27 protein-coding genes are annotated in these 24101 nt (G+C 68.2%); 13 read left to right on the forward strand and 14 right to left on the reverse strand.

Annotation, left to right across the window (positions count from 1 at the left end; translation table 11 throughout):
* Position 1 precedes the first annotated feature (1 nt).
* Together LYSCAS_RS03425 and LYSCAS_RS03430 are read right to left on the reverse strand one after the other, a co-directional pair.
* Complete coding sequence (locus LYSCAS_RS03425) at positions 2–1366, reverse strand: DUF4331 domain-containing protein (RefSeq protein ID WP_213435681.1); 1365 nt, start codon at positions 1364–1366, stop codon at positions 2–4.
* A 177-nt stretch (positions 1367–1543) separates the two neighbouring features.
* Positions 1544–2392 carry an alpha/beta hydrolase gene (locus tag LYSCAS_RS03430; RefSeq protein ID WP_213435682.1) on the reverse strand — a complete coding sequence of 283 codons (849 nt, stop codon included), beginning with the start codon at positions 2390–2392 and terminating at the stop codon, positions 1544–1546.
* Between the two features lie 206 nt (positions 2393–2598).
* Here LYSCAS_RS03430 and LYSCAS_RS03435 point away from each other — a divergent pair, with 206 nt between their 5' ends.
* Positions 2599–3813: a lipopolysaccharide biosynthesis protein gene (locus LYSCAS_RS03435; protein WP_213435684.1), complete on the forward strand. Its 1215-nt coding sequence runs from the start codon at positions 2599–2601 to the stop codon at positions 3811–3813.
* Here LYSCAS_RS03435 and LYSCAS_RS03440 read toward each other — a convergent pair.
* Positions 3810–4451, reverse strand: a complete 642-nt coding sequence (locus LYSCAS_RS03440; RefSeq protein WP_213435686.1) for a glutathione S-transferase family protein — start codon at positions 4449–4451, stop codon at positions 3810–3812. The two genes, LYSCAS_RS03435 and LYSCAS_RS03440, sit on opposite strands and share 4 nt — an antisense overlap.
* A 70-nt stretch (positions 4452–4521) precedes the next feature.
* The gene (locus LYSCAS_RS03445; protein ID WP_213435688.1) at positions 4522–4893 is read right to left on the reverse strand and encodes a hypothetical protein; all 372 of its coding nucleotides are present in this window, start codon (positions 4891–4893) and stop codon (positions 4522–4524) included.
* 98 nt (positions 4894–4991) lie between these two features.
* Between LYSCAS_RS03445 and LYSCAS_RS03450 the strand changes: the two genes are divergently transcribed.
* The 4 genes from LYSCAS_RS03450 (at position 4992) to LYSCAS_RS03465 (ending at position 8076) form a co-directional block, all read left to right on the forward strand.
* The gene (locus LYSCAS_RS03450) at positions 4992–5822 is read left to right on the forward strand and encodes a helix-turn-helix transcriptional regulator (RefSeq protein ID WP_213435690.1); all 831 of its coding nucleotides are present in this window, start codon (positions 4992–4994) and stop codon (positions 5820–5822) included.
* An 87-nt stretch (positions 5823–5909) separates the two neighbouring features.
* Positions 5910–6068 carry a hypothetical protein gene (locus LYSCAS_RS03455; protein WP_213435692.1) on the forward strand — a complete coding sequence of 53 codons (159 nt, stop codon included), beginning with the start codon at positions 5910–5912 and terminating at the stop codon, positions 6066–6068.
* 73 nt (positions 6069–6141) lie between these two features.
* Positions 6142–6999 (forward strand): helix-turn-helix transcriptional regulator, encoded by an 858-nt coding sequence (locus tag LYSCAS_RS03460; protein ID WP_213435694.1) that lies wholly within the window; start codon positions 6142–6144, stop codon positions 6997–6999.
* A 27-nt stretch (positions 7000–7026) separates the two neighbouring features.
* Positions 7027–8076: a serine hydrolase domain-containing protein gene (locus LYSCAS_RS03465; RefSeq protein WP_213435696.1), complete on the forward strand. Its 1050-nt coding sequence runs from the start codon at positions 7027–7029 to the stop codon at positions 8074–8076.
* Here the strand turns inward: LYSCAS_RS03465 and LYSCAS_RS03470 are convergent, their stop codons facing one another.
* Positions 8077–8457, reverse strand: a complete 381-nt coding sequence (locus LYSCAS_RS03470; RefSeq protein ID WP_213435698.1) for a VOC family protein — start codon at positions 8455–8457, stop codon at positions 8077–8079.
* An 87-nt stretch (positions 8458–8544) separates the two neighbouring features.
* Here LYSCAS_RS03470 and LYSCAS_RS03475 point away from each other — a divergent pair, with 87 nt between their 5' ends.
* The 4 genes from LYSCAS_RS03475 (at position 8545) to LYSCAS_RS03490 (ending at position 12247) form a co-directional block, all read left to right on the forward strand.
* Entirely contained in the window at positions 8545–9477 is a 933-nt protein-coding gene (locus tag LYSCAS_RS03475) for a transporter (RefSeq protein ID WP_213435700.1), read from the forward strand.
* Between the two features lie 28 nt (positions 9478–9505).
* Positions 9506–10891: an ATP-dependent RNA helicase DbpA gene (gene dbpA, locus LYSCAS_RS03480; RefSeq protein ID WP_213435702.1), complete on the forward strand. Its 1386-nt coding sequence runs from the start codon at positions 9506–9508 to the stop codon at positions 10889–10891.
* Positions 10892–10896: 5 nt separating this feature from the next.
* Positions 10897–11409, forward strand: a complete 513-nt coding sequence (locus LYSCAS_RS03485; RefSeq protein WP_213435704.1) for a GNAT family N-acetyltransferase — start codon at positions 10897–10899, stop codon at positions 11407–11409.
* A gap of 67 nt (positions 11410–11476) precedes the next feature.
* Positions 11477–12247, forward strand: coding sequence for an isocitrate lyase/PEP mutase family protein (locus LYSCAS_RS03490; RefSeq protein ID WP_213435706.1), 771 nt, complete (start codon positions 11477–11479; stop codon positions 12245–12247).
* A gap of 12 nt (positions 12248–12259) precedes the next feature.
* Here the strand turns inward: LYSCAS_RS03490 and LYSCAS_RS03495 are convergent, their stop codons facing one another.
* On the reverse strand, positions 12260–13051 hold the full coding sequence (locus LYSCAS_RS03495) for a helix-turn-helix transcriptional regulator (protein ID WP_213435708.1): 792 nt from the start codon (positions 13049–13051) through the stop codon (positions 12260–12262).
* Between the two features lie 260 nt (positions 13052–13311).
* On the opposite strand from LYSCAS_RS03495, the gene LYSCAS_RS03500 reads away from it, so the two are divergent.
* Complete coding sequence (locus tag LYSCAS_RS03500; protein ID WP_213435710.1) at positions 13312–13839, forward strand: hypothetical protein; 528 nt, start codon at positions 13312–13314, stop codon at positions 13837–13839.
* Here LYSCAS_RS03500 and LYSCAS_RS03505 read toward each other — a convergent pair.
* The 3 genes from LYSCAS_RS03505 to LYSCAS_RS03515 all read right to left on the reverse strand — a co-directional run bounded on the left by LYSCAS_RS03505 (position 13811) and on the right by LYSCAS_RS03515 (position 16444).
* Entirely contained in the window at positions 13811–15397 is a 1587-nt protein-coding gene (locus tag LYSCAS_RS03505; RefSeq protein WP_213435712.1) for a sensor histidine kinase, read from the reverse strand. The two genes, LYSCAS_RS03500 and LYSCAS_RS03505, sit on opposite strands and share 29 nt — an antisense overlap.
* A 62-nt stretch (positions 15398–15459) precedes the next feature.
* On the reverse strand, positions 15460–16008 hold the full coding sequence (locus LYSCAS_RS03510; protein WP_213435714.1) for a cytochrome P460 family protein: 549 nt from the start codon (positions 16006–16008) through the stop codon (positions 15460–15462).
* A 13-nt stretch (positions 16009–16021) separates the two neighbouring features.
* Positions 16022–16444, reverse strand: coding sequence for an organic hydroperoxide resistance protein (locus tag LYSCAS_RS03515; RefSeq protein WP_213435715.1), 423 nt, complete (start codon positions 16442–16444; stop codon positions 16022–16024).
* Between the two features lie 138 nt (positions 16445–16582).
* Here LYSCAS_RS03515 and LYSCAS_RS03520 point away from each other — a divergent pair, with 138 nt between their 5' ends.
* Both LYSCAS_RS03520 and LYSCAS_RS03525 read left to right on the forward strand, forming a co-directional pair.
* On the forward strand, positions 16583–17302 hold the full coding sequence (locus LYSCAS_RS03520; protein WP_213435717.1) for an alpha/beta hydrolase: 720 nt from the start codon (positions 16583–16585) through the stop codon (positions 17300–17302).
* 47 nt (positions 17303–17349) lie between these two features.
* Positions 17350–18303: an alpha/beta fold hydrolase gene (locus tag LYSCAS_RS03525; RefSeq protein WP_213435719.1), complete on the forward strand. Its 954-nt coding sequence runs from the start codon at positions 17350–17352 to the stop codon at positions 18301–18303.
* Between the two features lie 6 nt (positions 18304–18309).
* Here LYSCAS_RS03525 and LYSCAS_RS03530 read toward each other — a convergent pair whose 3' ends face one another.
* The 5 genes from LYSCAS_RS03530 to LYSCAS_RS03550 all read right to left on the reverse strand — a co-directional run bounded on the left by LYSCAS_RS03530 (position 18310) and on the right by LYSCAS_RS03550 (position 22207).
* Positions 18310–19338, reverse strand: a complete 1029-nt coding sequence (locus tag LYSCAS_RS03530; RefSeq protein ID WP_213435721.1) for an alpha/beta fold hydrolase — start codon at positions 19336–19338, stop codon at positions 18310–18312.
* A gap of 8 nt (positions 19339–19346) precedes the next feature.
* Positions 19347–19562, reverse strand: coding sequence for a hypothetical protein (locus LYSCAS_RS03535; protein WP_213435723.1), 216 nt, complete (start codon positions 19560–19562; stop codon positions 19347–19349).
* A gap of 113 nt (positions 19563–19675) precedes the next feature.
* Positions 19676–20239 (reverse strand): peroxiredoxin, encoded by a 564-nt coding sequence (locus LYSCAS_RS03540; RefSeq protein ID WP_213435725.1) that lies wholly within the window; start codon positions 20237–20239, stop codon positions 19676–19678.
* Between the two features lie 113 nt (positions 20240–20352).
* Positions 20353–21606 carry an FG-GAP-like repeat-containing protein gene (locus LYSCAS_RS03545; protein ID WP_213435727.1) on the reverse strand — a complete coding sequence of 418 codons (1254 nt, stop codon included), beginning with the start codon at positions 21604–21606 and terminating at the stop codon, positions 20353–20355.
* 124 nt (positions 21607–21730) lie between these two features.
* Entirely contained in the window at positions 21731–22207 is a 477-nt protein-coding gene (locus tag LYSCAS_RS03550; RefSeq protein ID WP_213435729.1) for a VOC family protein, read from the reverse strand.
* A gap of 162 nt (positions 22208–22369) precedes the next feature.
* On the opposite strand from LYSCAS_RS03550, the gene LYSCAS_RS03555 reads away from it, so the two are divergent.
* The gene (locus LYSCAS_RS03555) at positions 22370–23965 is read left to right on the forward strand and encodes a M20/M25/M40 family metallo-hydrolase (RefSeq protein WP_213435731.1); all 1596 of its coding nucleotides are present in this window, start codon (positions 22370–22372) and stop codon (positions 23963–23965) included.
* The last annotated feature ends 136 nt before the right edge of the window (positions 23966–24101 follow it).

A 24101-nucleotide genomic window follows, 5' to 3' on the forward strand; every position in this document is an offset into this window, starting at 1 on the left:
GTCAGTCCGTCGCGCCGGGCAGCGGCGTGTTGAGGTACGGGAACGTGTTGCGGAATTCCACCGCGCTCACCGCCGCGCCATCGGTGTACGGCAAGGTGCGCGACGGCGCCTGCGCATCGGTGAGCAGCACGCCCATCGCCACGCGCAGTTCGATGTCCACCACGTCGTCGCCGGGGCGGCGGCCGTTCGGGAACCCGGCCGTGTCGCCGGCGAGCACCGCCAGCGACTTCTGCATGCTCGCGGTCTTCGGTGCGATCGAGGTGTTGAGTCGCATCATTTCCGCCGGACGCACGCCCGCGGGCTGGTTGAGGCCGTCGACGCCGGTGAGGAACGCCGCGACCAGGTCCGTGCGCGGGAACAGCGTCGGTGCCTTCACTCCGGGGAACAGCACTTCGATCAACGCAGGCAGCGTCGGATTGGTCACGTACTTCGCGAACTGGCCGTCGTCGCGCGGATTGGAGGCGTTGAAGCGATCCTTGTCCGGCAAGCCGATGACGACTTCGTTGACCAGCGGCGCGGACAGGCGCGACACCTGCTTCCACGCGCTGCCGTCGGGCGTGCTCGCCGTCGTCCATGCGCCGATGATCGGATTGCCGGCGGTGAGGCAGGCGATCGGGACTTCGATGGCGATGGAGGTGACGTTCTTCTTCGCGAGCGTGTTCTGTTCGCCGTGCGTGTCGCCGACCGGGTTGGTGTGGATCAGGTCGAACACCTCGCCCAGGTTCACCGAGAAGCCTTCGCGGCGCTGGCCGACGAACACCTTCGACTGGCTCGCGCAGCCGGCGAAATCGAGCTTGCTGATGTACTTGTTGGCGTAGGCCGCGTAATCGGGAATGGACTTCGTGCCGATGTTGTCGTGCGGCTTGACGAAGGTGCTCGCGCCCGTCGCGGCGTTGGTGGCCTTGATCGTCGGCTTGCCCGGGCGGATGACTTCGACCGTGTAGCTCTCGACCAGGTTGAGCGTCGGATCCTTGCTGGAGGAGAACGCGCCGACGTTGTTGAGCGGCACGGCGACCTGTTCGCCGCCGACCGGGATCTTGATGTTGCGGTAGGTATTGGTGAAGCGGAACCGGAACGTCACGTCCGGCAGTGCGTCGCCGTTGTTGTCGATCTTGATGTCGTAGGCGGCGGCGGGGTCGAGGCTGAAGTAGTTGGGACCGCCGTACGAATCCTGCAGCGGGTCGTAGTTGGCGACCAGCGTGACGTAGCCGGCGCGGCCGGTTTCGTAGCTGCGGAACAGGTAGAAGTCGGTGCCGTCGACCTTCGGCGTCTTGGTGAGCAAGGGTGCTTCGCGATGGCTCGAGGCCTGCACGGCGCCGCCTGCGAGCAGGGCCAGGCAGGCGACGGTGAGCGTGATGCGTTTCATGGGTGGGCTTCCAATGGCGGACGGGCCGGGGGACAACGTCGGAAGCAGTCGCTCGTCGTTGGCTGCTTCGCGGGCTCGCATCAGGTGCGATGCAAGAGGCGTTGTCGGCTTTACGCGGCGATGTCGGTGGCGGATGCAGTTGCGGCGACGAACGCGCGTTGCGCGCGTTGCGCAAGCTCAGCCGTGGGCGCGGGGATGCGCGATGAATGCGAGGAGCGCTGGCATGACCTGCGGCGCGCGGCGCGGGTCGTAGAACGCCGCGAGCGGCGTGGTGTGCGTGCCGTCCGGGAGCATCGTGAGTTGCACGGCATCACCGTGCGCACGCAATCGCGCCGCCAGCAATTCGCTGTCCACCGCTTCGACGGTGCGGTCCTTGCGCCCGTGGACCAGCAGGAATGGCGGCTCGTCGCCGTCGACGAACGCGATCGGTTGCGCATCGGCACCGCGCGTGCCGAACACGGGTTGCAGGTTGGGGCCGATGTTGAAGTCGTACGGCCCCGACAACCCGATCACGCCGGCGAGATCGCGCGGCTGCATGCCGACGTGTTGCAGGTAACGCGCATCGGTGCCGAGCAACGCGGCGATCTGCGCGCCGGCCGAATGCCCGGCGACGAACAGGCGCGCCGGATCGCCGCCGAAGCGTGTGGCATTCGCGCGCGCCCACGCGACCGCGTGCGCGCCGTCTTCGATGAAGCCGGGGAACGTAGTGCGCGGATACGTGCGGTAGTCGGCGACGATCGCGACCACGCCGGCCTGCGCCAGGCGTTGCCCGACGAAGCGATAGTCCGCGCGCGCGCCGCGCTTCCATTCACCGCCGTAGAAGAAGACGACCACGGGCGCCGCCGTCGCGGACACGGCCGGCCGGTACACATCGAGTGAGAGGTCGTGGGCGGCGTCGAACACCACGCTCGTCGCCGGCGGCGCCGCGTTGCGATTGACCACCGCGAACAGCGCACGCTCGCACCCCGAAGCGAACAGCGCGGCGATGGCGATCGCCCACGCCCAGCGGCGCGTCGGGTGGGGCATGTGCGTCCTTTCGATGGATGTGCGTTGGATACGGTGGTGTTGCGAATGTGGATGCAGTGCGATTCGGGACCAGGGACCGGGGACCGGGGACCTGGGGATGTCCCCAAACGGCCTGCCTCCCGCCGCTTTCACGTTGGAGGGTTGAACCTACTCGATCCCCGGATGGATACCCCTACCATGGACGGCATGACATCCCGGATGCCTGCTTGAACGTGCGCGCCTTCCGGCTGGCGGGCTGGCCGTGGCTGTCCGCCGCGCTGCAGGCGGCCACCTTGCTGCTCATCGTCCGGTTGCTGGGGCTCGACGACTACGGGCGCTACGCCACGGCCTACGCCATCGCCTCGATGCTCGCGCCGCTGCTGGTGGCCGGCCCCGCCTTCGTCTATCTGAACAGCCATCCGGCCTTCGGCTGTTCCCGCGAGGGCCTGGGCAACGTGTGGCAGCGCGCCTTGCTGGTCATGGGCACGGGCTGCGCGGCGCTGGTGCCGGTGTGCATGGGCGCGTTCGCGGGCGAGTGGGAGCACGCGGCGCTGTGGTTCGTGGTGGGCCTGACGGAGATCGTGCTCGCCGGCTTCATTGAGATGGTCGTGCGGCATTTCCAGGCGATCGGCCACGGCAAGGCGATGGCGGCCTGGCGCGTGGGTCCGCATGCGGTGCGCCTGCTCGTGGCGATCGTGGCGCTGGTGGCCGCGATCGAGCTGACACTGCCGATGTGGGTCGGCGTGTCGTTCGTGATCGCGCTCGTCGCGGCGGTCGTCGGGATGCGCAGCGTGCCGCGCCGCAATGCGCCGCGTGCGTTCGATGCGTTGTTCCGCCTGCTACGTACGGGGTTCCGCTACGACAGCGGCGGCGCGGCCAACCGCGTGATCAACGATGCGGACAAGCCGTTCGCGATGCGGATGATCGCGCCGGGCGGCGCGGGGTCGTTGTTCCTCGCGCAACGCCTGGTGGATTTGTTGTGCGTGCCCCTGCATGCGACCGTCGCCGACGCCCTGCCCCAGCTGCTGCACGCCGACCCGCAGGTCCGTCGCGCGTTGTGGCGGAAGGAGACGCTTACCTCGGGCCTGTATGCCGTGCTCGTGGGCGGCGTGTTGCTGGCCGCGGCGCCGCTGCTGCGCGCGTTGGGGCCCGACTATGGGATGGCCGCATCCGTGACGACGTGGTTGTGCTGGCTGCCGTTGCTCGGATTCGCGCGCGGCATGCTGGGCAATGCGGCGATCGTGTCGGGGCACGGCAACGTGTATTCGCGCGGGCACTGGTTGGGCGCGTTCCTGCGCATCGCCGGCGCGGTGGTCGGCATCGGCCTGTTCGGCTGGCGCGGCGCGGTCGGCAGCCTGTTCGTCGCCGAACTGGTGCCGATCGTGTACTTCCTGCTCGCGACGAAAGCGATGCCGACGACGCGGCACCGCTCGCTCGTCTAGGGCAACTCCTCCGCCGAGTGCGGATCGATCGAATACGGATGCATCTCGTGCAGGAAGCCGGGTTGCGCTTCGACGCGCGCGATCCAGGCGCGCACGGCGGGGAACGTGGCGAGCGGGACGTTCGCCTCCTCCGCACGGCTGGCGTACGCGAACACCGCCATGTCGGCGATCGTGTAGTCCTCGCCCGCCAGGAAGGGCGTGCGTGACAGCGCGTCGTCGAGCCGCTGCAAACTGCGCGCGGCGCCGGCGCGCTTCGCCGCGACGATGTCGGGCGCGCGGCGCGCCAGCTTGCCCGTCAACGTCCAGTGCCGCAGCGCACCGATCACGGACTCCACGTTTTCCTGCTCGAACGACAACCACTGGTGCACCTTCGCGCGCGTGAAGCGATCGCTCGGCAGATACGGCGTGCCGTCGGCGAGGTAGGCGAGGATCGCGTTCGATTCGGCGAGCGTGCGGCCGTCTTCGAGTTGCAGCGCGGGCACCTTGCCGGTCGGGTTGATCGCGAGGAACCACGGCGCCTGGCCTTCGCCCTCGAAGATCGAGACGGGCACCGTGCGATACGGCGTGCCCAGGTGATGGAGCAGCAGGCGGACTTTCCAGGCGTTCTGGGAAGGCAGGTAGTCGTAGAGCGTGAGCATCGGCGGACCGTGGCGTGAGCGATGCGCCAGTGTCGCGGGCGCCCGCCCGGGCCGCTATCCGGATCTTGCGCTATTCGGTTTCCGGATTGATCCGGACGCCCTGCACGCTGTTCTCGACGATGGTGACGATGAAGTCGCGTTCGCCGCGGCGCTTCTTGACCAGCACGTCTTCGCCGTCGTCGGTTTCCACGTGGTAGCGCTTGCCGACCTGCGCGCGCAACGCATCGCGCACGTCGCGGGCCACCGCGTTCTCGCCGCGGCCCTTCCTGATCTCCGCCGTCGCGCGCATCGGCTCGCCTTCGGCGGGCGTGATTTCCAGGACGATGCGGCCGTCGGAGTCCGCGCCGCCGCTGAACTGCAGGCGCCATTTGTTGCTCGTGCCCGCGGCGAGCGCGACGGTGGCGACCAGGGCCAGGCCCAGGCCTGCGAGGAAGGTGCGCATGGCGGTTGCCTCCAGCGGTGCGATGCCGCCATTGAACGCCGCTGCGGTGATGGCCCGGTGATGGCAAGCTGTCGGCCGCGCTTCCCCCGAGCCGCCCCGTGTCCGGATTCTCCGTCGACGTGCTGCTGCAGACCCCGACCGTCACCGTCAGCGATGTCGTGTGCGCGGGCGAGTCGACGCATCGCAGCGATGTCGAGACGTCGGCGCGCACGCACCTGGTGTTCCCATACCGCGGCACCTACGTGCGGCACGTGGGCGAGGACGAAGTGGTCGCCGACGCGAGCCAGGTGTTGTTCTTCAACGCGGGCGATCCCTACCAGGTCAGTCATCCGATCCCCGGCGGCGATGCCAGCCTCGTCGTGCACGTCGCCGACGCGATGCTGCGCGAGATGGCGCCGAAGGACCTGCTACGCCACGGCGACGCCCTCGCCTTCCGCATGCCACGCCTGCGCATCGATCCGCGCGCGCAGGCACTGGTGGCGTTGTTGCGGCACAGCCTGCGCGAAGGCATCGCCGAACCGCTGGAAGCCGAAAGCCTCGCGTTGACGCTGGTGCAACGCGCGCTCGGGCCGCGCACCACGCACGCAGCGGGCGCGAGCGTGGCGCGGCAACGGTTGGTGGATCGCGCGAAGCTGGTGCTCACCAGCGACCTCGCGCGTCGCTGGACACTGGCGGAAGTCGCTGCCGAAGTCGGCGTGTCGCCCGTGTATCTCACGCAGAGTTTCGCGCAGGTGGAAGGCGTGCCGTTGTATCGCTACCAGCTGCGCCTGCGCCTGGCGCGCGCGCTCGCCTTGCTCGCCGACTACGACGATCTCAGTGCACTGGCACTCGACCTCGGCTTCTCGAGCCACAGCCATTTCAGCGCCGCGTTCCAGCAGGCGTACGGGCGCTCGCCGTCGGAATTCCGCCAGTCGGCGCTGCACCGCTAGCGATCGCTAAAGATTGTGATAGTCGCGCCGGACGCATGGCGGTCCAATGGCGTCGCCCAATCGCGGGCGACCAACGAAGCCACTGCCATGACCAACACGAAGACCTGTGCGGCCTGCGACTACCCGCTCGACGAGAACGCGATCCAGGTGCGCATCGGCGGCCAGACCGTCGAGGTGTGCTGCGAGGACTGCGCGAAGAAGTTGAACGAAGCCTACGCCTCCGCCAACGCCACCACGACCGGCTGATGCCGTCGCCTGCACTGGACGGCCTGCGCGCGCAGGCCGCCGGTGCGGTCCCGGGCGGCGCTATGCTGCGCGCATGCCGCCCCCGCCCTCGCCTGCAGCGCAACTCGGTGTCCGCGGTTTCGCCCTGCGCCAGCAGGCCACCAGCGAGCTGGCGATCGCGCACCTGCGCCCCACGATCCCCGAACACGACATCCACCGCCACCAGCACACCGACATGCACCTGGTGTTGTTGCTGGCCGGCGACTACGTGAGCGACGCCGCGGGCATGCCGGCGGTGTGCGCGGAACCTGCGCTGCTGTTCAATCCGCCGGGCACGGAACATCGCGACCGGTTCCGGTCGCGCGATGGCCTGTTCCTGACATTGACGATGCCGCAGGCGGCATTCGCGCGGCTGAGCGATGGCGTGCCGGTCAGCGACCAGGCAGTGCGCCTGCCGCGCCCCTCGCTGTCGCGCGCGATGCAGTTGCTGCGCGAGGTGTGGGACTGGGACGACGCCTCGCCGCTGGCGATCGAATCGGTCTTCAGCGAACTGGTCATCGATGCGCAGCGCAAGCCCGCCGCGCCCGGTGCGGAGGACAAGCTGCAACGCGTGCTGGATCGCCTCGAAAGCGATCTCGCACCGCCCACGCTCGCCGAACTCGCCGCGATCGCCGACCTGCATCCGGTGTACCTCGCGCGCGCATTCCGCAAGCGCTTCGGCCTGGCGCCCAGCGAGTACGTGCGCAAGCGTCGCCTGCATCGCGCGGTGTCGGAGATCGCGCGCGGCCGCACGCTCGCCCGCACGGCGGCGGCGTTGGGCTTCGTCGACGAAAGCCACCTGCATCGCTGCTTCGTCGCCGAGTTCGGCATGACGCCGGGCGCGTTCCGTCGCCTGGCGCTGGGGCGCACCGAGGTTGCGCGGATACAAGATGCGGGGCTGGCGAAGCGATAGAGTCCCGCCATCGCCAAGGAGGCTCCCATGCATCGCGCTTTGCTGTGTCTTTGTCTTGCAACGGTCACGTTCAACGCATCCGCCGCCGATCCCGCGCGTTTCGGGGCTGCGCAGAAGGCCATCGAGGCCGGCGAATTCAAGGCGATCACCAGCGTGCTGGTGGCGCAGGACGGCAAGGTCGTCTACGAGCACTACTTCGACAAGGATGGCGCGGAAGGCCGCCGCAACACGCGGTCGGCGACGAAGACGGTGGCCGGCATGCTCGCGGGCCTGGCGATCGCCGACGGACGCCTGCCGGGCAAGTCCGCGCGCATCTTCGATGTGCTGCCGCCGGCGCGCCGCGCACGCATGGCCAATCCGGATCCGCGCAAGGATGCGATCACGGTGGAGGACCTGCTCACGATGTCGTCCATCGTGGAGTGCGACGACGAAACCGAGTTCTCGCGCGGCAACGAAGAGCGCATGTATCTCATCGAGGACTGGGTGCAGTTCTACGCGGACCTGCCGGTGCAGGGCTTCCCCGCGTGGATGCCGAAGCCCGCCGATTCGCCGCACGGCCGCAGCTTCCGCTATTGCACCGCGGGCGTGACCACGCTGGGCGAAGTGGTGCAGACCGCCGTGGGCGAACCGCTGCAGGCGTACGCGCAGCGCAGGTTGTTCGATCCGTTGGGCATCGAAAAGCCGGAGTGGCAGTTCTCGCCGCTGGGCCTGGCACAGGCGGGCGGCGGCCTGGGATTGCGCACGCGCGATCTGTGGAAGCTCGGCCAGTTGTATCTCGACGGCGGCCGCGCCAACGGCAAGCAGGTGATGCCCGAAGCGTGGGTGCGCGCGTCGTTGTCGCCGCAGGCGACCAAGGGCGAGGAAGCGGACTACGGATACCTGTGGTGGCTGATGAAGGTGCCCGTTGGCGACAAGGTGATGACGCTGCCGGCGATGGCGGGTACGGGCGGCAACACGGTGTTCCTGTTGCCGGAGCAGCATGCCGTCGTCGTGATCACCACCACCAACTACAACGAACGCCAGCCGCACCTGCTCACGTTCAAGCTGCTCACGCGCGATCTCATCCCCGCGCTGTAATCACGCCCAGGTGGTCGCGCCTTCGGGCCACCCGGGGCGTTGCACGCGCACGATGCAGAAGCGCTGGCCCGTCGGCGCCTGCATCACCACCCAGCGTTCGAGGCGTTGCACGACGGACGCGCCGAGCGCTTCCAGGCGTGCCACTTCCGCGGGGATGTCGTCGGTTTCGATATCGAGGTGCACGCGGCTTTCGTGCGCCACGCGCTGCAGCTGCACGATCGGTTCTTCGGGCCGCGTGGCGAGCATGACGTAGTTGCCGCGCGTGCCGGGATGGTCGCGGTCGATCTCGCGGCCGAGGGCGTGGGACCAGAAGCGGGCGGCGGCGTCGATGTCGTCGGTGCGGCAATCGATCAGCAGGGCGCAGAGGCGGGACCGGTGCATGCGGGGCACCATACCGGCGCGCGACGTCGCCTTCAATCCGCTGCGGTAAGGTAACGCCCAGGTTCGCCACGCAAGGCGGTCGATCGCATGCCGGGCACGCTGTACGCCGCGCTGAAGCATTTCGCCATCACCGCCTGCTTGCTGGCGGCCTGCCTGGCGGCGAAGACGGCGCGCGCACAGGACATCGAGCCGCGCGCGTATTCCAACGCGCCGGTCGGGGTCAATTTCTTCATCGCCGGCGGCGTCGCGACGCGCGGCGGACTGTCGCTCGATTCCCTGCCCATCACCAATGCGGACCTCCGCACGACGTCGACCGTCGTGGCCTATGCGCGGGTGTTCGACCTGCGCGGCCGCTCCGGCAAGTTCGACATGATCGTGCCGTACACGCACCTGCGCGGCACGGCGGACTACCAGGGCCAGTCGGTGGAACGCGACATCAGCGGATTCGGCAAACCGGCGTTCCGGGTTTCGGTGAATTTCTTCGGTGCGCCTGCGTTGGGCTTGCGCGAGTTCCGCGCGTGGAAACAGGACCTGATCGTCGGCGCGAGCCTGCAGGTGTCGCCGCCCTGGAGCCAGTACGACCCCGGCCGCATCGTCAACATCGGCAGCAACCGGTGGTCGTTCAAACCCGAGGTCGGAGTGTCGAAGGCGCTCGGATCCTGGACGCTCGAAGCACAGGCGGCGGCGGTCTTCTTCACCGACAACCGCGACTTCTACCGCGGCAGGACGCGATCGCAGGATCCGCTCTATTCGCTGCAGGGCCACGTGATCTACGGGTTCGCCTCGGGCGTGTGGACGTCCTTCGATGTCACGTACTTCGCCGGCGGCCGCTCGGAGATCGACGGCGTGGTGGGCAACGACCTGCAGCAGAACTGGCGCGTGGGCGCCACGCTGGCGATGCCGCTGGGCCGGCTGGACTCGATCAAGTTCTCCGCCAGCAGTGGCGTCTCGGCGCGCACCGGCAACAACTTCGATGCGATCGGCATGGCCTGGCAACACCGTTGGGGCGCGGGACTGTGAAAGCGGGCCCGTCGCCTATCATGGCGCCATGACCGAAGCCCTCGAATTCACCGATCTCCCGCTCGACCCCGCGTTGCTGCAGGGCCTGGAGGCGCTGGGGCACGTCCGCATGACGCCCATCCAGGCGCGCAGCCTGCCTTCGCTGCTCGCGGGCCTGGACGTCATCGCGCAGGCGCCCACCGGCAGCGGCAAGACCGCGGCGTTCGGGCTGGCGTTGCTGTCGCGCATCGACCTGTCGCAGTTCCGCGCGCAGGCGCTGGTGCTGTGCCCCACGCGCGAACTCGCCGACCAGGTGGCCAAGCAGGTGCGCAAGCTCGGCAGCGGCATGCCGAACCTGAAACTGCTGACGTTGACGGGCGGTGTCGCACTCGGGCCGCAACTCGCGTCGCTCGATGTGCATGCACCACACGTGGTGGTCGGTACGCCCGGCCGCGTGCAGGAGTTGCTGCGCAAGAAGGCGCTGGACCTGCGCGGCATCCAGGTGCTCGTGCTGGACGAAGCCGATCGCCTGCTCGACATGGGCTTCGAAGAGCCGATCCGCGAGATCGTGAAGGCGACGCCGAAGACGCGCCAGACGCTGTTGCTGTCCGCGACGTTCCCCGACGCCGTGCGCGAAGTGGCGCGCACCACGATGCGCGAACCGGTGGAAGTCACGGTGGAGGGCGCGGCCGAGGCGGCGCCGATCGAACAGCGCTTCTATGAAGTCGAACCGGCGATGAAACCCGCCGCCCTCGCCGGCCTGCTGCTGGAGCACGGCGCCAACAACACCGTCGTGTTCTGCAACATGCGCCGCGATACGGAAGAAGTGGTCGCATCGCTGTCGCACCTCGGCTTCTCCGCGCTCGCGCTGCACGGCGACATGGAGAAACGCGATCGCGAGGAAGTGCTGGTGTGCTTCGCCAATCGCAGCTGCACGGTGCTGGTGGCCAGCGACGTCGCGGCACGTGGCCTCGACATCGCGGACCTCGGCGCGGTCGTCAACTACGACGTGCCGCACGACGCCGACACCTACACGCATCGCATCGGCCGCACCGGCCGCGCCGGGCGCGATGGCCTGGCGCTCACGCTGTGCACGCCGCGCGAGCAACCGCGCCTGCGCGTGATCGAAGAAGCCCTGCACATGCGCGTCCAGCCGCAGCGCCCGCCGATGGCCGCGTTGCGCGCCAACGTCGGGCCGCGTGCGCCGATGGCAACGCTGCGCATCGACGGCGGACGCACCGACAAGCTGCGCCCGGGCGACATCGTCGGCGCGCTCACTGGCGAAGGCGGGCTCAAGGGCGACGTGATCGGCAAGATCGACGTGTTCGCCACGCGCAGTTACGTCGCGATCCAGCACGCGCACGCGGAGCGCGCGTTGAAGCGGTTGCAGGACGGGAAGATCAAGGCGAAGAAGTTCCGGGTGCGACGCGTGTGAGAGGTGTGGCGCTGGTCCCGGTCCAAGCAGATCAAGCGCCCGCGCTGTCGGCGCTGTGCTACGAGATCTATCCGCAGACGTTCACGTACCTGTGGGACGACGCCGGCGCCTGGTACATGGACGCGATGTACAGCGTCGCGAAGATGCAGGAAGAGTTGCGCGATCCGAACGCGCGCTTCGATTTCCTCGCGCTCGACGGCCGCCGCGTCGGGTATCTGAAACTGAAACTCGACAGCGACCTGGCCGGCGAACCCGGCGGACTGGAAGTCGAACGCATCTACCTGTCGCAGGACTGCGCGGGCCAGGGCCTCGGCGGATTCATGTTGGCCGCGGCGATCGACGTCGCGCAGCAACGCCACAAGCGCTACGCCTGGCTGCACGTGATGGACAGCAGCCTCGACGCGATCCGCTTCTACGAGAAGCATGGGTTTTCCATCGTCGGCGAAACGATGCTGCCCTTCTCGCACATGCTGCCGCACTACCGGCGGATGTGGCGGATGCGGAAGCCATTGGCCTAAAGATTCCGACAGCGGGGCCGCGGCGGCGCGGCTATCGTGGCTGCCTGATCACACAGGACGCACGCCCATGCAAGCCGACCTCGCCCTACGCCTTCAGACCCTCCACGCACAGGCCGCCCCGCTCGTCGTCTACAACGCGTGGGATGCCGGCAGCGCGGGCGCGATCCGCGAGGCCGGGTCGCCGCTCGTCGCAACGAGCAGCTGGGCGATCGCTGCGGCGCAGGGCTACGAGGATGGGGAAGCGTTGCCGCTCGACGTGCTCGCGCAAATCGTGCCGCGGATCGTCGCGAAGGTGCCCGATGTGCCGGTCACGGTGGACTTCGAAGGCGGCTACGCCGAGGACGGCGCGACCGTCGCGAACAACGTCGCGCGGCTGCTGGACCTGGGCGTCGTCGGCATCAACTTCGAAGACCGCGTCGTCAAGGGCAAGGGCCTGTATTCCATCGAGGCGCAGAGCGCGCGCATCGCGGCGATCCGCGCGATGGCCGAAGTGCGCGGGATCCCGATGTTCATCAATGCGCGCAGCGATGTGTACTTCGACGATGGCTTCGCGCCGGAGCAACGACTCGAGGCGGCGAAGGCGCGTGCGGCCGCTTACGCATCCGCGGGGGCGTCCGGCTTCTTCGCGCCGGGGCTCGCCAACATCGACGAGATCCGCGCGCTCTGCGCATCGACGCCATTGCCGGTGAACGTGATGATGTGGCCGGGATTGCCCGACCTCGCCGCGCTCACGCAGGCCGGCGTCAAGCGCATCAGCCATGGCCCCGGCCCGTATCGCGCGGCGATGCAGGGCGTGCAGGCCGCGGCATCGGCCCTGTTCGGCACTGGACGGCGCTGACGCACAGACGCGTCACTTCCCGCTGACTTGCTCCGGCACCAGCATCGTCGGCGCCAATCCGAACACGCGACGACACGTGCGCGTCAGGTGCGCTGCATCGGCGAAGCCGGCTTCGTGCGCGGCGTCGGTCCACGATCGGCCCTGGAACGCGGACTCCACCGCGTGCTCCATCCGCGCCCACAACAACCACGCGCGCAGCGATGTGCCGGTTTGCGATGCGAACAGATGGCGGAAGCGGCTGGGCGACAGATGCACGGCGGCGGCGACGTCATCGAGGCGGATCGGCGTCGCAAGCCGTGCCTGCAGCCATTCGATCGCCGACGTGATGCGCGGATCGTCGACCGGCGCCGCGGGCGGATTGCCGGCCACGCTGCACACCGCGCCCTGCGCGGCCTGCAGCAACAATGCGTCGGGCGCCGCGGCTTCGTAATGCGCCTGCACGAATTGCACGGCGTCGCGCACTTCGTCGTCCGGCAACAGGCACAGATCGAAACCGGCGAAGCGCGTGCGCAAGGCCGCACCGCGCTTTGAATTCGGCTCGACGAACAAGGTTGCGATCGTCGCACCGGCGCCATCGAAGCGATGCCGTCGATCCGGCATCACCACGACGCCCCGCGTTGCGCGCGGTTCGGGCCACCCGGCACCCTGGATGCGGAAGTCGCCCGCCATCGCCAGCGACACCTGGATCGCGTGGTGCGCGTGGTCCTGCACCTGCGCGACATGCCGCCCGATCCACAGGCTCCCGCCCGGCCAGCCGATGACGCGGCCGATGCCCGTGACGGGACGCTTGCGGGACTCATCCATACGCGCGATGCGGTCAGCCGGTTTGTTCAAGATTACGACGGGGCCCATCGCCAGACTGCACCAAGGCCAAACGGGCCTGCCAGTCCTAACGAGGATCTCCCATGAACACCGACGCCAAGTCCTGCCCCTGCACCCCCGCCTGCATCGGCGCCGCCTGCACGTGTGGTTGCCAGGCCGCCCCGAAGATTGCGTCCGCCTGCACCTGCGGTTGCCAGCAAGGCAAGCCGTGCCAGTGCGGCACGCAACGCGACTGATCCGCCGTGGCCGCCCTGTACTTCGGCACGTTGCTGCTGGCCGCGATGATGGCCCCGGGCAACGCGCACGCGGGAACATTACTGGGCGGCATTGCAGGGTTGCTCGCGGCCATCGGCATGCATCGCGGGTTGCGATCGGTCGGCACCGGCCACGTACTCGCGCTGCTGCTGGCCGTGGTGGTCGCGGCCAACGGCGTGGCGTTCCTGTTCGGCGGCTGGTTCCCGCTGCCGGACGCACAGGCGGCATGCAACCTGGGACGGCTCGTGTTGCTGGGCGCGCCGTTGGCCGCCATCGCGTTGTGCAACGCACCGCGCGACCAGCGGTGGGTCGCGCTGATCCTCGCGTTGAATGCCATCGCCGGCTTCGCGTTGCTCGCGGTGATGTTCGGCGCGGGCGACCTGGCGACGCGCGGGAATGTCGGGTGGTGGCAGCGCGGGTTCGCGCTGGCCGCGTATCCGTGGATGGCGGTAGTGGGGTGGGCGTTGCTGCGGTGGCGGGGCGTCGTCAGGACGCCAGCGGCAACCGCACCGTGAAGCGACTGCCGCGCCCCAACCCTTCGCTCGCCACTTCGACTTCCCCGCCATGCGCCTCGACGAGGCGCTTGACGAGCGTCAGGCCGATGCCGAGGCCGCCGTGCTCGCGATCCGTGGCGCGGTGCGCCTGCACGAAGGGCTCGAAGAGTTCGGGCAGCAATTCCGGTGCGATGCCCTCGCCGTTGTCTTCGATGTCGATGCGCGCGCGGGCGTTGTCGCGTGACACGGTGATCCGGATGCTGCCGCCGACGGGCGTGTAACGGATGGCGTTGGACAGCAGGTTGGTCACGACCTGCGTCAGGCGCACGCCATCGCCATCCACCACCACGTCGCGATCGGCCAGGTGCGTGACCACGGCGTGGTCGCGCGCCGCGGCACTCGGGCGCAGTTGTTCGACCGCCCCCTCCACGATGGCGTTGAGGTCCACCGGCCTGCGGTCGAGCGCGATCAGGTTGTTGGTGATCCGCGCCATGTCCACCAGGTCTTCGACCAGCGCCGTCATGTGCCGTGTCTGCCGCGCGATGACGTCGATGCATTGCGTGGCGCGCGGATCGCGCACGAGATGGCGCAGCAGTTCCGTCGCGGTGTGGATGGGCGCCAGCGGATTGCGCAGTTCGTGGCCCAGCACGGCGAGGAAGCGGTCCTTGTTGGCGTTGGCATCGCGCAGCGCCTGTTCGCTCCGGCGCAGCTCCGTCTCGGCACGCACGCGCGCGGTGACGTCCGAGCCCTGGATGAAGATCCCGTCCATCGACCCGTTGCCATCGAGGATGGGCTGGTAGACGAAATCGAGGATGCGTTCCTCGGTCGTCGCATCGGGCCTGGCCAGGCGCACGGGCAGCGAACGGCCGACGAAGGGTTCGCGATAGCGGAAGACGTGGTCGAGCAAGGTGACGTAGCCCTGGTCGATGACTTCGGGCAACGCCTCGGCGACCGGCCGGCCGATCAGCGCATCGCGCGATTGTCCGACCAGGCGTTCGTACGCATCGTTGACGATCGTGATCACGTGCGTCGGCCCGTACGTCACGCACGCAAAGCCCGGCGCCTGCTGCAGCAGCTCCTGCATGCGCCGCATCTGCGCGCGCTGGCGCGTCTCGGCTTCGATCGCGTCGGTGCGCTCGTTGAGGACGCACATCAGGCCGGCGATGCGGCCTTCGTCGTCCTCGACCGGCGTGTACGAGAAGCTGAAATACGTCTGCTCATCGTGGCCATGACGCTGCAGCACGAACGGACGATCCTCGAAGAAGTGCGATGCCCCCTCGTCGATGGACGAAGACACCAGCGGTTCGATCTCGTGCCAGACCTCGGGCCAGACCTCCGACATCGGCTGGCCGAAGCCCTGCGGATGCTTGATGCCCATGACGGGCAGGAAGGCCGCGTTGTAGAAGAACCGGCGATCCGGCCCCCACACCAGGTACTGCGGGCGGTGGCTGCGCAGGATCAGCGCGAGCAAGGACTTGAGCGTGGCCGGCCACTGCGACCGGGCGCCGAGCGGCGTGCTGCGCCAATCGACCGCTTCCAGCAACGCAATCGGGTCGAACGCTGTCGTCGGGCCATTCACGTTTGGATCCCGCACTCCACCCCTGGGCCGCGCATGCTCTCACGGCCCGCGCCGTGCCTGCATCAACGCTTCTGGTACGGGTGGAAGATGTAGTTCTTGTCCTTCACCTTGAGGTGGCAGGCCTGCCCGCAGTCGGCCTTGCTGGTGGCGTCGGGCGTGTACGTGTCGGTCTTCGCGTCGTAGTTGAAGACCGCGTAGCCCCAGCCACCGGTCTTCGGGAAGCGCTTGCTGTCCTTCTCCATCAGGAAGGCCTGCTTGAACTGGTCGGGCACGTCGACGACGAACTGCGCGTCGGTGCTCTTCTTCGGCGACCACTGCAGCTTGGCGATCTTGGACCCTTCCGGGAACGGCTTGCCGTTGCCGGGGATGCCGGACTTGTAGGCCTTGATCATCGTCGGGTTGGCGACGATCACCTTGAGTACCTCGTCGGTGCGCGCCGACGACACGAGCGACCAGTCTTCGTAGCCCTTGAAGTCGGCGAATGCGATATCGCTCGGCGACTTGAGCGAGTACTTGTCCGGGCCCTGTGCGGACAGCGCGTTGAACGCGACGCCGAGTCCCAGGCCGAGGGCGCCGAGGACGGCGGTCTGCATCGCGATCGAAACCTTCATGTCGTTTCCTCGTTTACTTCACCTTGAATTCCACTTCGATGTCGCCGCGCGTCGCGCGGGAATACGGGCAGGTCCGGTGGCCTGCCTCGGCGAGCGCTTTTTTCGTTTCGTCGTCCAGGCCGGGCAGGTCGATGTGCATCGTGACGTGCAGCTGGTACTCGTCGCTGGCGGTCTTGCCGAGCGTGACGTCGGCGTCGACCGCCGCGTCCTTCGGCCACTTGATCTTCCGTTGCAACGCGGCGATGTGCATCGCGCTGAGGAAGCACGCCGAGTAGCCCAGCGCGAAGAGTTGTTCGGGATTGGTGCCGGGCTTGCCGCTGCCGGGCGTGGCGAACTGCAGGTCGAGCGTGCCGTCGCTGGTCTTTCCTGCCCCTTCGCGACCTCCGACGGTGCGGACGTGGGCGGTGTAGAGCTCGGTGACCAGCGGGCTGGGCATGGGCGTTCCCGATCGCGACGCGTAGTCACCCATCATGGTCGTCCACTCCCCGCCCGACCCTCCCCCGTTCGGGTCATTGCCTGACGCCGCGTGGCCCCGGGAACGTCGCAGGTTCCCTCCCCCGCAACGGTCATCGCCATGTCGCCTGCAACGTCCACGCCTGCCGCTTCGAACGCCGCGAAGAATGTCGTCCTCGTGCACGGCGCCTTCGCCGACGGTTCCGGATGGCAGAAGGTCTACAACCTGCTGAAGAACGACGGCTTCAACGTCACGATCGCGCAGAACCCGACGACGACGCTCGCGGACGACGTGGCCGTGGTGAAGCGCGCCATCGCACAGCAGGATGGTCCCGTCGTTCTCGTCGGGCATTCGTATGGCGGCGTGGTCGTGTCGGAGGCCGGGACGGATCCGAAGGTCCAGAGCGTGGTCTACATCGCGGCCTTCGCCCCCGACCAGGGCGAGTCGGTGCAGACCTTGATCGCGAATCCACCACCGGGCGCAGCGGTGCCGCCGATCCTGCCGCCGCAGGATGGGTTCCTGTTCCTCGACCGCGACAAGTTCGCCGCATCCTTCGCCGGCGACATCCCCGCCGAGGATGCGAAGTTCATGGCGGACTCGCAGGTGCCGTGGGGCGTGGAAGCGTTGGCGGGCGCGGTGACCACGCCCGCGTGGAAGTCGAAGCCGAGCTGGTATCTCGTGGCGACCGACGACCACATGATCCCGCCGCCCGCGCAGCAGATGATGGCCAAGCGCGCAGGCGCCACCGTCGTCGAAGTGCCCGGCAGCCATGCGATCTACGTGTCTCAGCCGGCGGCGGTGGCCAGGCTCATCGCGCAGGCGGCGCAGGGCGTACATTGAGGCGACGCGCTCCTCGGCCCGAGGACGTCCTGGCCGAGGAGCCCTGCATGAACCTGCTGAACGCGCATGTCCGCGACACCCTGGTGCGTGGCGCCCTGGCCGCATGCCTGGGCCTGTTCTCCCTGGTCGCACCCGCGCATGCCGAAGTGCATCCGTATTCGGCCGCCTTCCACGGCACCGACATGGCAGTCACCGGCGGCACGCAATACGTGCGCGTCGGCGGGCACGGGCCGGCGGTGCTGTTGCTGCACGGCTTCGGCGACACGGGCGACATGTGGCAACCGCTGGCCGAGAAGCTGGTGAAGGACCACACCGTGATCGTGCCCGACCTCCGCGGCATGGGCCTGTCGTCGCACCCGGAAACGGGTTACGAGAAGACCGCGCAGGCGCGCGACCTCATCGGGATCCTCGATGCGTTGAAGGTCGACCGCGTGCAACTGGTGACGCACGACATCGGCAACATGGTGGGTTACGCACTCGCGGCGCAGTTCCCTGCGCGCGTCACACGTTGGGTCGTGATCGATGCGCCGCTGCCGGGGCTCGGCAGCTGGGACAAGCAGATCACCAATCCGAAGACGTGGCACTTCAACTTCCGCGGGCCGGACGTGGAGCGCCTGGTCGCTGGGCGCGAACGCATCCTGCTCGATCGCTTCTACAACGAACTGTCGGCGAACCCGGCCGGCATCGACGAGGCGACGCGCAACCACTACGCCGCGCTGTATGCGCGCCCGGGTGCGATCCACGATGCCTTCAGTGGCCAGTTCGGCGCATTCGCGCAGGACGCGAAGGACAACCAGGCATTGTTCGCGAAGGGCGGAAAACTGCCGATGCCGGTGCTGGCGATCGGCGGCGATCACTCGTACGGCGAGTCGATGCAGACGGAAGTCGCGACGGTGGCCACGCACGTGGACGGTGCGGTGATCAAGGATTCGGGGCACTGGATCATGGAAGAACAACCGGGCCAGCTGATCCCGGTGATCGAAGCGTATTTGCGCAAGTAACGCCGGTCAGAGGCGATCGGCCTCCACGATCGCCTGCGCGAACGCCGCGGGCGCTTCCTGCGGCGGGTTGTGCCCGATGCCACCCGTCAGCAAGCGATGTGCGTACTTGCCGGTGAAGCGCTTCGCGTAACTCTCGGGCGTGGGATGCGGCGCGCCGTTGGCGTCGCCTTCGAGCGTGATCGTCGGGACGGTGATCGGCGGGAAGGCGGCGAGCTTCGCTTCGATGGCGTCGTACTTCGCTTCGCCCTTCGCCAGGCCCAGCCGCCATCGATAGTTGTGGATCACGATATCGACGTGGTCGGGGTTGTCGAGCGATTGGGCGCTGCGATCGAACGTTGCGTCGTCGAACGCCCATTTCGGCGAAGCGAGTTTCCAGATCAGCTTCGCGAAGTCGTGGCGGTATTTTTCGTAGCCCGCACGACCGCGGTCGGTCGCGAAGTAGTACTGGTACCACCACTGCAGTTCGGCTTCGGGCGGCAGCGGCGCCTGCGCCGCCTGCTGGCTGCCGATCAGGTAGCCGCTCACCGCCACGAGCGCCTTGACGCGTTCGGGCCACAGCGCCGCGACGATGTCGGCCGAGCGCGCGCCCCAATCGAATCCGCCGAACACCGCCTGCTTGATGCCGAGCGCGTCCATGAAGGCGACCACGTCTTCGGCGAGCGCAGCAGGCTGTCCGTTGCGCAGCGTGTCGGGCGACAGGAACCGCGTGCTGCCGTAACCGCGCAGGTGCGGAACGAGTACGCGATAGCCGCGCGCGGCCAGTTGCGGTGCGACATCGACATAGCTGTGGATGTCGTACGGCCAGCCATGCAGCAGCACGACGGGCGGGCCCGTTTTCGGTCCGTCTTCGGCGTACGCGATGTCGAGGACGCCGGCGCGTACCTGTTGCATGTTCGCGAAAGTGCGCATCGAAGTCGGTGTGTCCGGTTGCGCCCTCGCCGCCTGCATGAAGCCGAACGGGGAAGCCGCGACGCCGAGCGCCGCCGTTTCCAGGAGCAGGCGACGGCCCGGGTCGATCGCGCGGAGCGGCTTCATGCGCGGCGCTAGCTCGTCCGGCGCGCGTCGACCGCCGCCATCAGGTCGCTGGCCTGCGCGACGGCGTAATGCCGGTCGGTGGGCGCGACCTCCGACACGAGTTCCGCGAGCTTTTCGCCGTAATGGTCGAAGAGCGCGTCACCGGATTTCATCCCGCGCCACAGCGGCAGTGCGGCGTGCAGTTGGTACAGGGCGGCGTCGAGTTCCGAACGGCTGGCGGGCATGCGGCATTCCCGGTGCGCGGGTGGGCGCACAGGATAGGAAGCCTTTCGCCCGCGCGGGTTAGGGAAATGTTGCGCGTCGCGCCGTTCGTCGGGCGCGACGCGAATCATGCGCGTTACTTCTTCGCAGCCTTCGCCGGTGCGAGCGCCTTCACCGCGTCCAGCGTTTCCTTCACGTGCTTGTTCGGGTTGAGGTCCGAATACACGTGCGCGATGTTGCCCGACGGCGCGATGACGTACGACGTGCGGTCCGACCATTCCGGCTTCTGCGCCAGGATCGCGTCGTACTGCTTGGCGATCTTCGCGCCCGGATCGGCGGCGACGGCGAACTTGCCGCCGCAGTGTTCGGTTTCCTTCGAGAAGTCGGCCAGCTGGTCCACGTTGCCGGCGGTCACGCCGATCACGGTGGCGTGCGCGGCCTTGAACTGGTCGATGGCCTCGGAGAACAAATGCGCCTCGAGGTTGCAGCCCGAGGTGTGCGCGGCCGGGAAGAAGTACACGACCACCGGGCCCTTCTTCAGCGCATCGGCGAGCTTGAAGTTGAACGGCTTGCCGGCGAGGTAGGCCTGCGCGCTGAAATCGGGCGCCTTGGTGTCGACCTTCAATGCCGCCAGCGAAGGCGCGGCGAACGCGACGAGGCCGACGGCGACGGTCGCGGCAAGCTTCAGGACGGGGTTCATCGGGGTTCCTCTCCTCGGGGGCAGGTGCGGCGGAGGATAAGGCATGCGCAAAGGCGCCGCCCGGGGCCCCGTCATGAACCCCGCGCAGCGCCTCGACGTTCCATCGTCCCGCGCTACTCCGTGAAGCCCACCACCGTCTGCGCCTGGCTCGCCATCGTCGTGACCGCTTGCGTCGTCGCCGAGCTCGCCGAACGCCAGATGATGTTCGCGCCCGTGGTGGTGTTGCGCCACAGGATGTCCGCGCGGCCGTCGCCGTTGTAGTCGCCGGAGCCCACGACGCGCCATGCGGTCGCCATCGTCGTGACCGCCTGCGTCGTCGCCGAATTGGCCGAGCGCCAGATCAGGTTCGCGCCGCTGGTGCTGCGCCACAGGATGTCGCTGCGGCCATCGCCGTTGTAATCGCCGGAGCCCACGACGCTCCACGCCGTCGTGCGCGTGGTCACCGCCATCGTGGTCGCCGAATTGGCCGACAACCAGATCAGGTTCGCGCCGGTGCTGTTGTCGCGCCACAAAATGTCGGAACGCCCATCGCCGTTGTAGTCGCCGTTGCCGACGACGGTCCACGCGATGGTGCGCGTGGTGACGGCCTGCGTGGTGCTCGACAACGCGGAGCGCCAGATCACGTTCGCGCCGGTGCTGGTGTTGCGCCACAGAATGTCGGCGCGCCCATCGCCGTTGTAGTCGCCCGAGCCCGCGACGATCCACGCCTGGCTCGCCATCGTGGTGACGGTCTGCGGCGTCGACGACAGGCCGGACCGCCAGATCGCGTTCGCGCCGGTGCTGGTGTTGCGCCACAGGATGTCGGAGCGGCCGCCGCCGTTGTAATCGCCCAGTCCCACCGCGCGCCACGCGACCGCCAGCGTCGTCACCGCCTGCGGCGAACCCGATGCCGCCGACAGCCAGATCACGTTCGCGCCCGTGCTCGTGTTGCGCCACAGGATGTCGGAGCGGCCGTTGCCGTTGAAGTCGCTCTTGCGCACCGCGGGCGTGACGGTGATGACGCCGGACATGCCGACGCCGCCGGCAGCGCCATGCCGTTCGCAGTGGTAACGGATGGTGCCGGCGGTCGGGAACGTCACGGTCGCATTCCATGCCGCACTGCTGAGGTTGCCGTTGCCGCCTGCGCCATCGCAGCCATTGGCGCACCGGAAGCCGGTGATCGCGCCCGGATCGGACGCGACGTTGTGGATGCCGCCGTTGTTGTGGAACGTGATCGTGTCGCCGGCCGCGATCGTGATCGTGGCCGGCGTGAATGTCATGTTCGTGTTCGCGTTGACGACGTGGTTGGCCGCGAACGCCGACGTCGACAGCAGCAGCCCCGGCACGACCACGCACCAGGCGCGGAGTGTGTGTTGTTGAGTTCGCATGGCGCACCTCGCCGACTCGACCACAGTGGCCCCGATCTACGCAGATACCGCCCCGGGCGGCATCGGTTCATCGCGGACTGTAGGCCGGTCGGACGCGGCGTGCTTCCGTAGAACTACTGGCGCGTCAGCCCTTCACCGCGGCATCGAGCGCGGCGATGTCGATCTTGCGCATCGTCATCATCGCCTTGAAGGCGCGCGCGGCCGTGTCGCCGCCCTGCTTCATGTACTCGGTGAGGCGCTTCGGCGTGATCTGCCACGACAGGCCCCAGCGATCCTTGCACCAGCCGCACATGCTTTCCTGCCCACCGTTGCCGGTGATCGCATTCCAGTAGCGATCGGTTTCCGCCTGGTCGTCGGTGGCGACCTGGAAGCTCACCGCTTCGTCGAACTTGAATTCGGGTCCGCCGTTCAACAGCAGGAACGGTTGGCCGAGGATCGTCATCTCCACCGTCAGCACGTTGCCTTGCTTGCCGGCGGGGTAGTCGCCGGGGGCGCGCATGATGTCGCCGACGTGGCTGTCGGGGAACGTGGCGGCGTAGAAACGCGCGGCGTCTTCGGCGGTGCCGTCGTACCACAGGCAGGGCTGGAGCTTCGGGATCATGCGCGGCCTCCTGGCGTTCGGTTGAGCGGCGGAGCCTACCGCAGGCCCGTTAAGCCTCCGCGTAGAGGACCTGGGTCACGCCCGCCCATGACTGATGGGCCAGCGGCCGCGGCCGCTTGCGATGGCAGACTCGCTGCTTTGCCGTTCCCTCGGGGGGAATCCATGAAGCGCATGTTGTTGGCGGCCGCGGCCGTCATGCTGGTCGGCGGGCTGCACGCCGAAGAACGCGTCGACCTGGCCATGACCAGCAAGATCCGCCAGGAAGCTTTCAACCATTCGCAGGCCATGGCGCTGCTGGATCACCTGACGGAGCAGGTCGGGCCCCGCCTCACCAATTCACCGGCGATGGTGCAGGCCAACGCGTGGACGCGTTCGAAGTTCGACGAGTGGGGCCTGGCCAACGTGCACGACGAGGCCATGGCCGAGCCCTTCGGCCGCGGCTGGGAATTCCATTCGGCCGACGTGGAGATGCTCACGCCGCGCGCGTTCCCGCTGCATGCGTTGCCGAAGGCGTGGACGCCAGGCACCAACGGTCCGATCGAAGGCGACGTGGTCGCCGCGAAGATCGAGAAGAAGGAAGACTTCGAGAAGTTCCGCGGCAAGCTGAAGGGCAAGATCGTCTTCCTCGGCGAAGCGCGCGCGTACAAGCCGGGCGAAAAGCCCGACTGGGATCGCGAGACCGACGCCACGCTCGACGCGATGAAGGCGCTCGCCGTCCCGGCCGACCAGAAGCCGGGCGCGCGCGAAGAAGCGCGCGAACGCCGTCGCCAGCGCCTTGAGTTCGCGCCGCAGCTCAACAAGTTCCTCGTCGACGAAGGCGCGATCGCGTCGGTCACGCAGAGCGGCTGGGACAACGGGATCATCCTGTTGTCCGGTGGCGGCTCGCGCAAGGCCGGCGAATCCGTCGGCGTGCCGTCGCTGTCGATGGCCGCCGAACACTTCAACGCCGTGATGCGCGCGCTCGACCGCAAGGCGCCGGTGCGCCTGCGCATGAACGTCGATGCGCGCTTCACCACCGACACCGACCAGCCCGCCTACAACACCATCGCCGAAATCCCCGGCACCGGCCCGCACCGCAACGAAGTGGTGATGATCGGTGCGCACATGGATTCGTGGCATGCCGGCACGGGCGCGGCCGACAACGGCGCGGGCGTGGCGGTGATGATGGAAGCGATGCGCATCCTGAAGGCCGTCGGCGCCAAGCCCGACCGCACGATCCGCGTCGCGCTGTGGACCGGTGAAGAGCAGGGCCTGCTGGGCTCGGCCGACTACGTGTCGCGCCACTTCGGCAAGTTCGCCGACCCGGCCGATCCGAAGGAAAAGGCGATGCCGGTGATGCTGCGCAACCCGCGCGGCAAGTTCGAGCCGGGCAGCGACTACGGCAAGCTCGCCGCGTACTTCAACCTCGACAACGGCGGCGGCAAGATCCGTGGCGTGTACGCGCAGGAAAACATGGAAGTCGCGCCGATCTTCGAAACCTGGCTCAAGCCCTTCAACGACGTGGGCGCCACCATCGTCACCCAGCGCAACACGGGCAGCACGGACCACGTGTCGTTCGACACGATCGGCCTGCCGGGCTTCCAGTTCGTGCAGGACGGCCTGGACTACTTCACCAACGTCCACCACAGCGACCTGGACGTGCTCGACCACATCGTCGCCGAAGACCTGAAGCAGGCGTCCGCGATCGTTGCTTCGTTCGCATACAACGCGGCGACGCGTCCGGAAAAGCTGCCGCGCAAGGCCGTGTCGGCCGAGTAAGCGCCACACCGCCGGGCGGCTCGTCGAATGGATGAGCCGCCCGGTCTGCGTTCCGCGATGAACCGATCCGCGGATCGCCGCTACTGACACCTTGGCACTTCGCCCGCGCCCTGCCTCCCTCGCAGGGCCGGGTCGA

The sequence above is a fragment of the Noviluteimonas caseinilytica genome (genome assembly GCF_018406605.1).
Classification (GTDB): Bacteria; Pseudomonadota; Gammaproteobacteria; order Xanthomonadales; family Xanthomonadaceae; genus Noviluteimonas; species Noviluteimonas caseinilytica.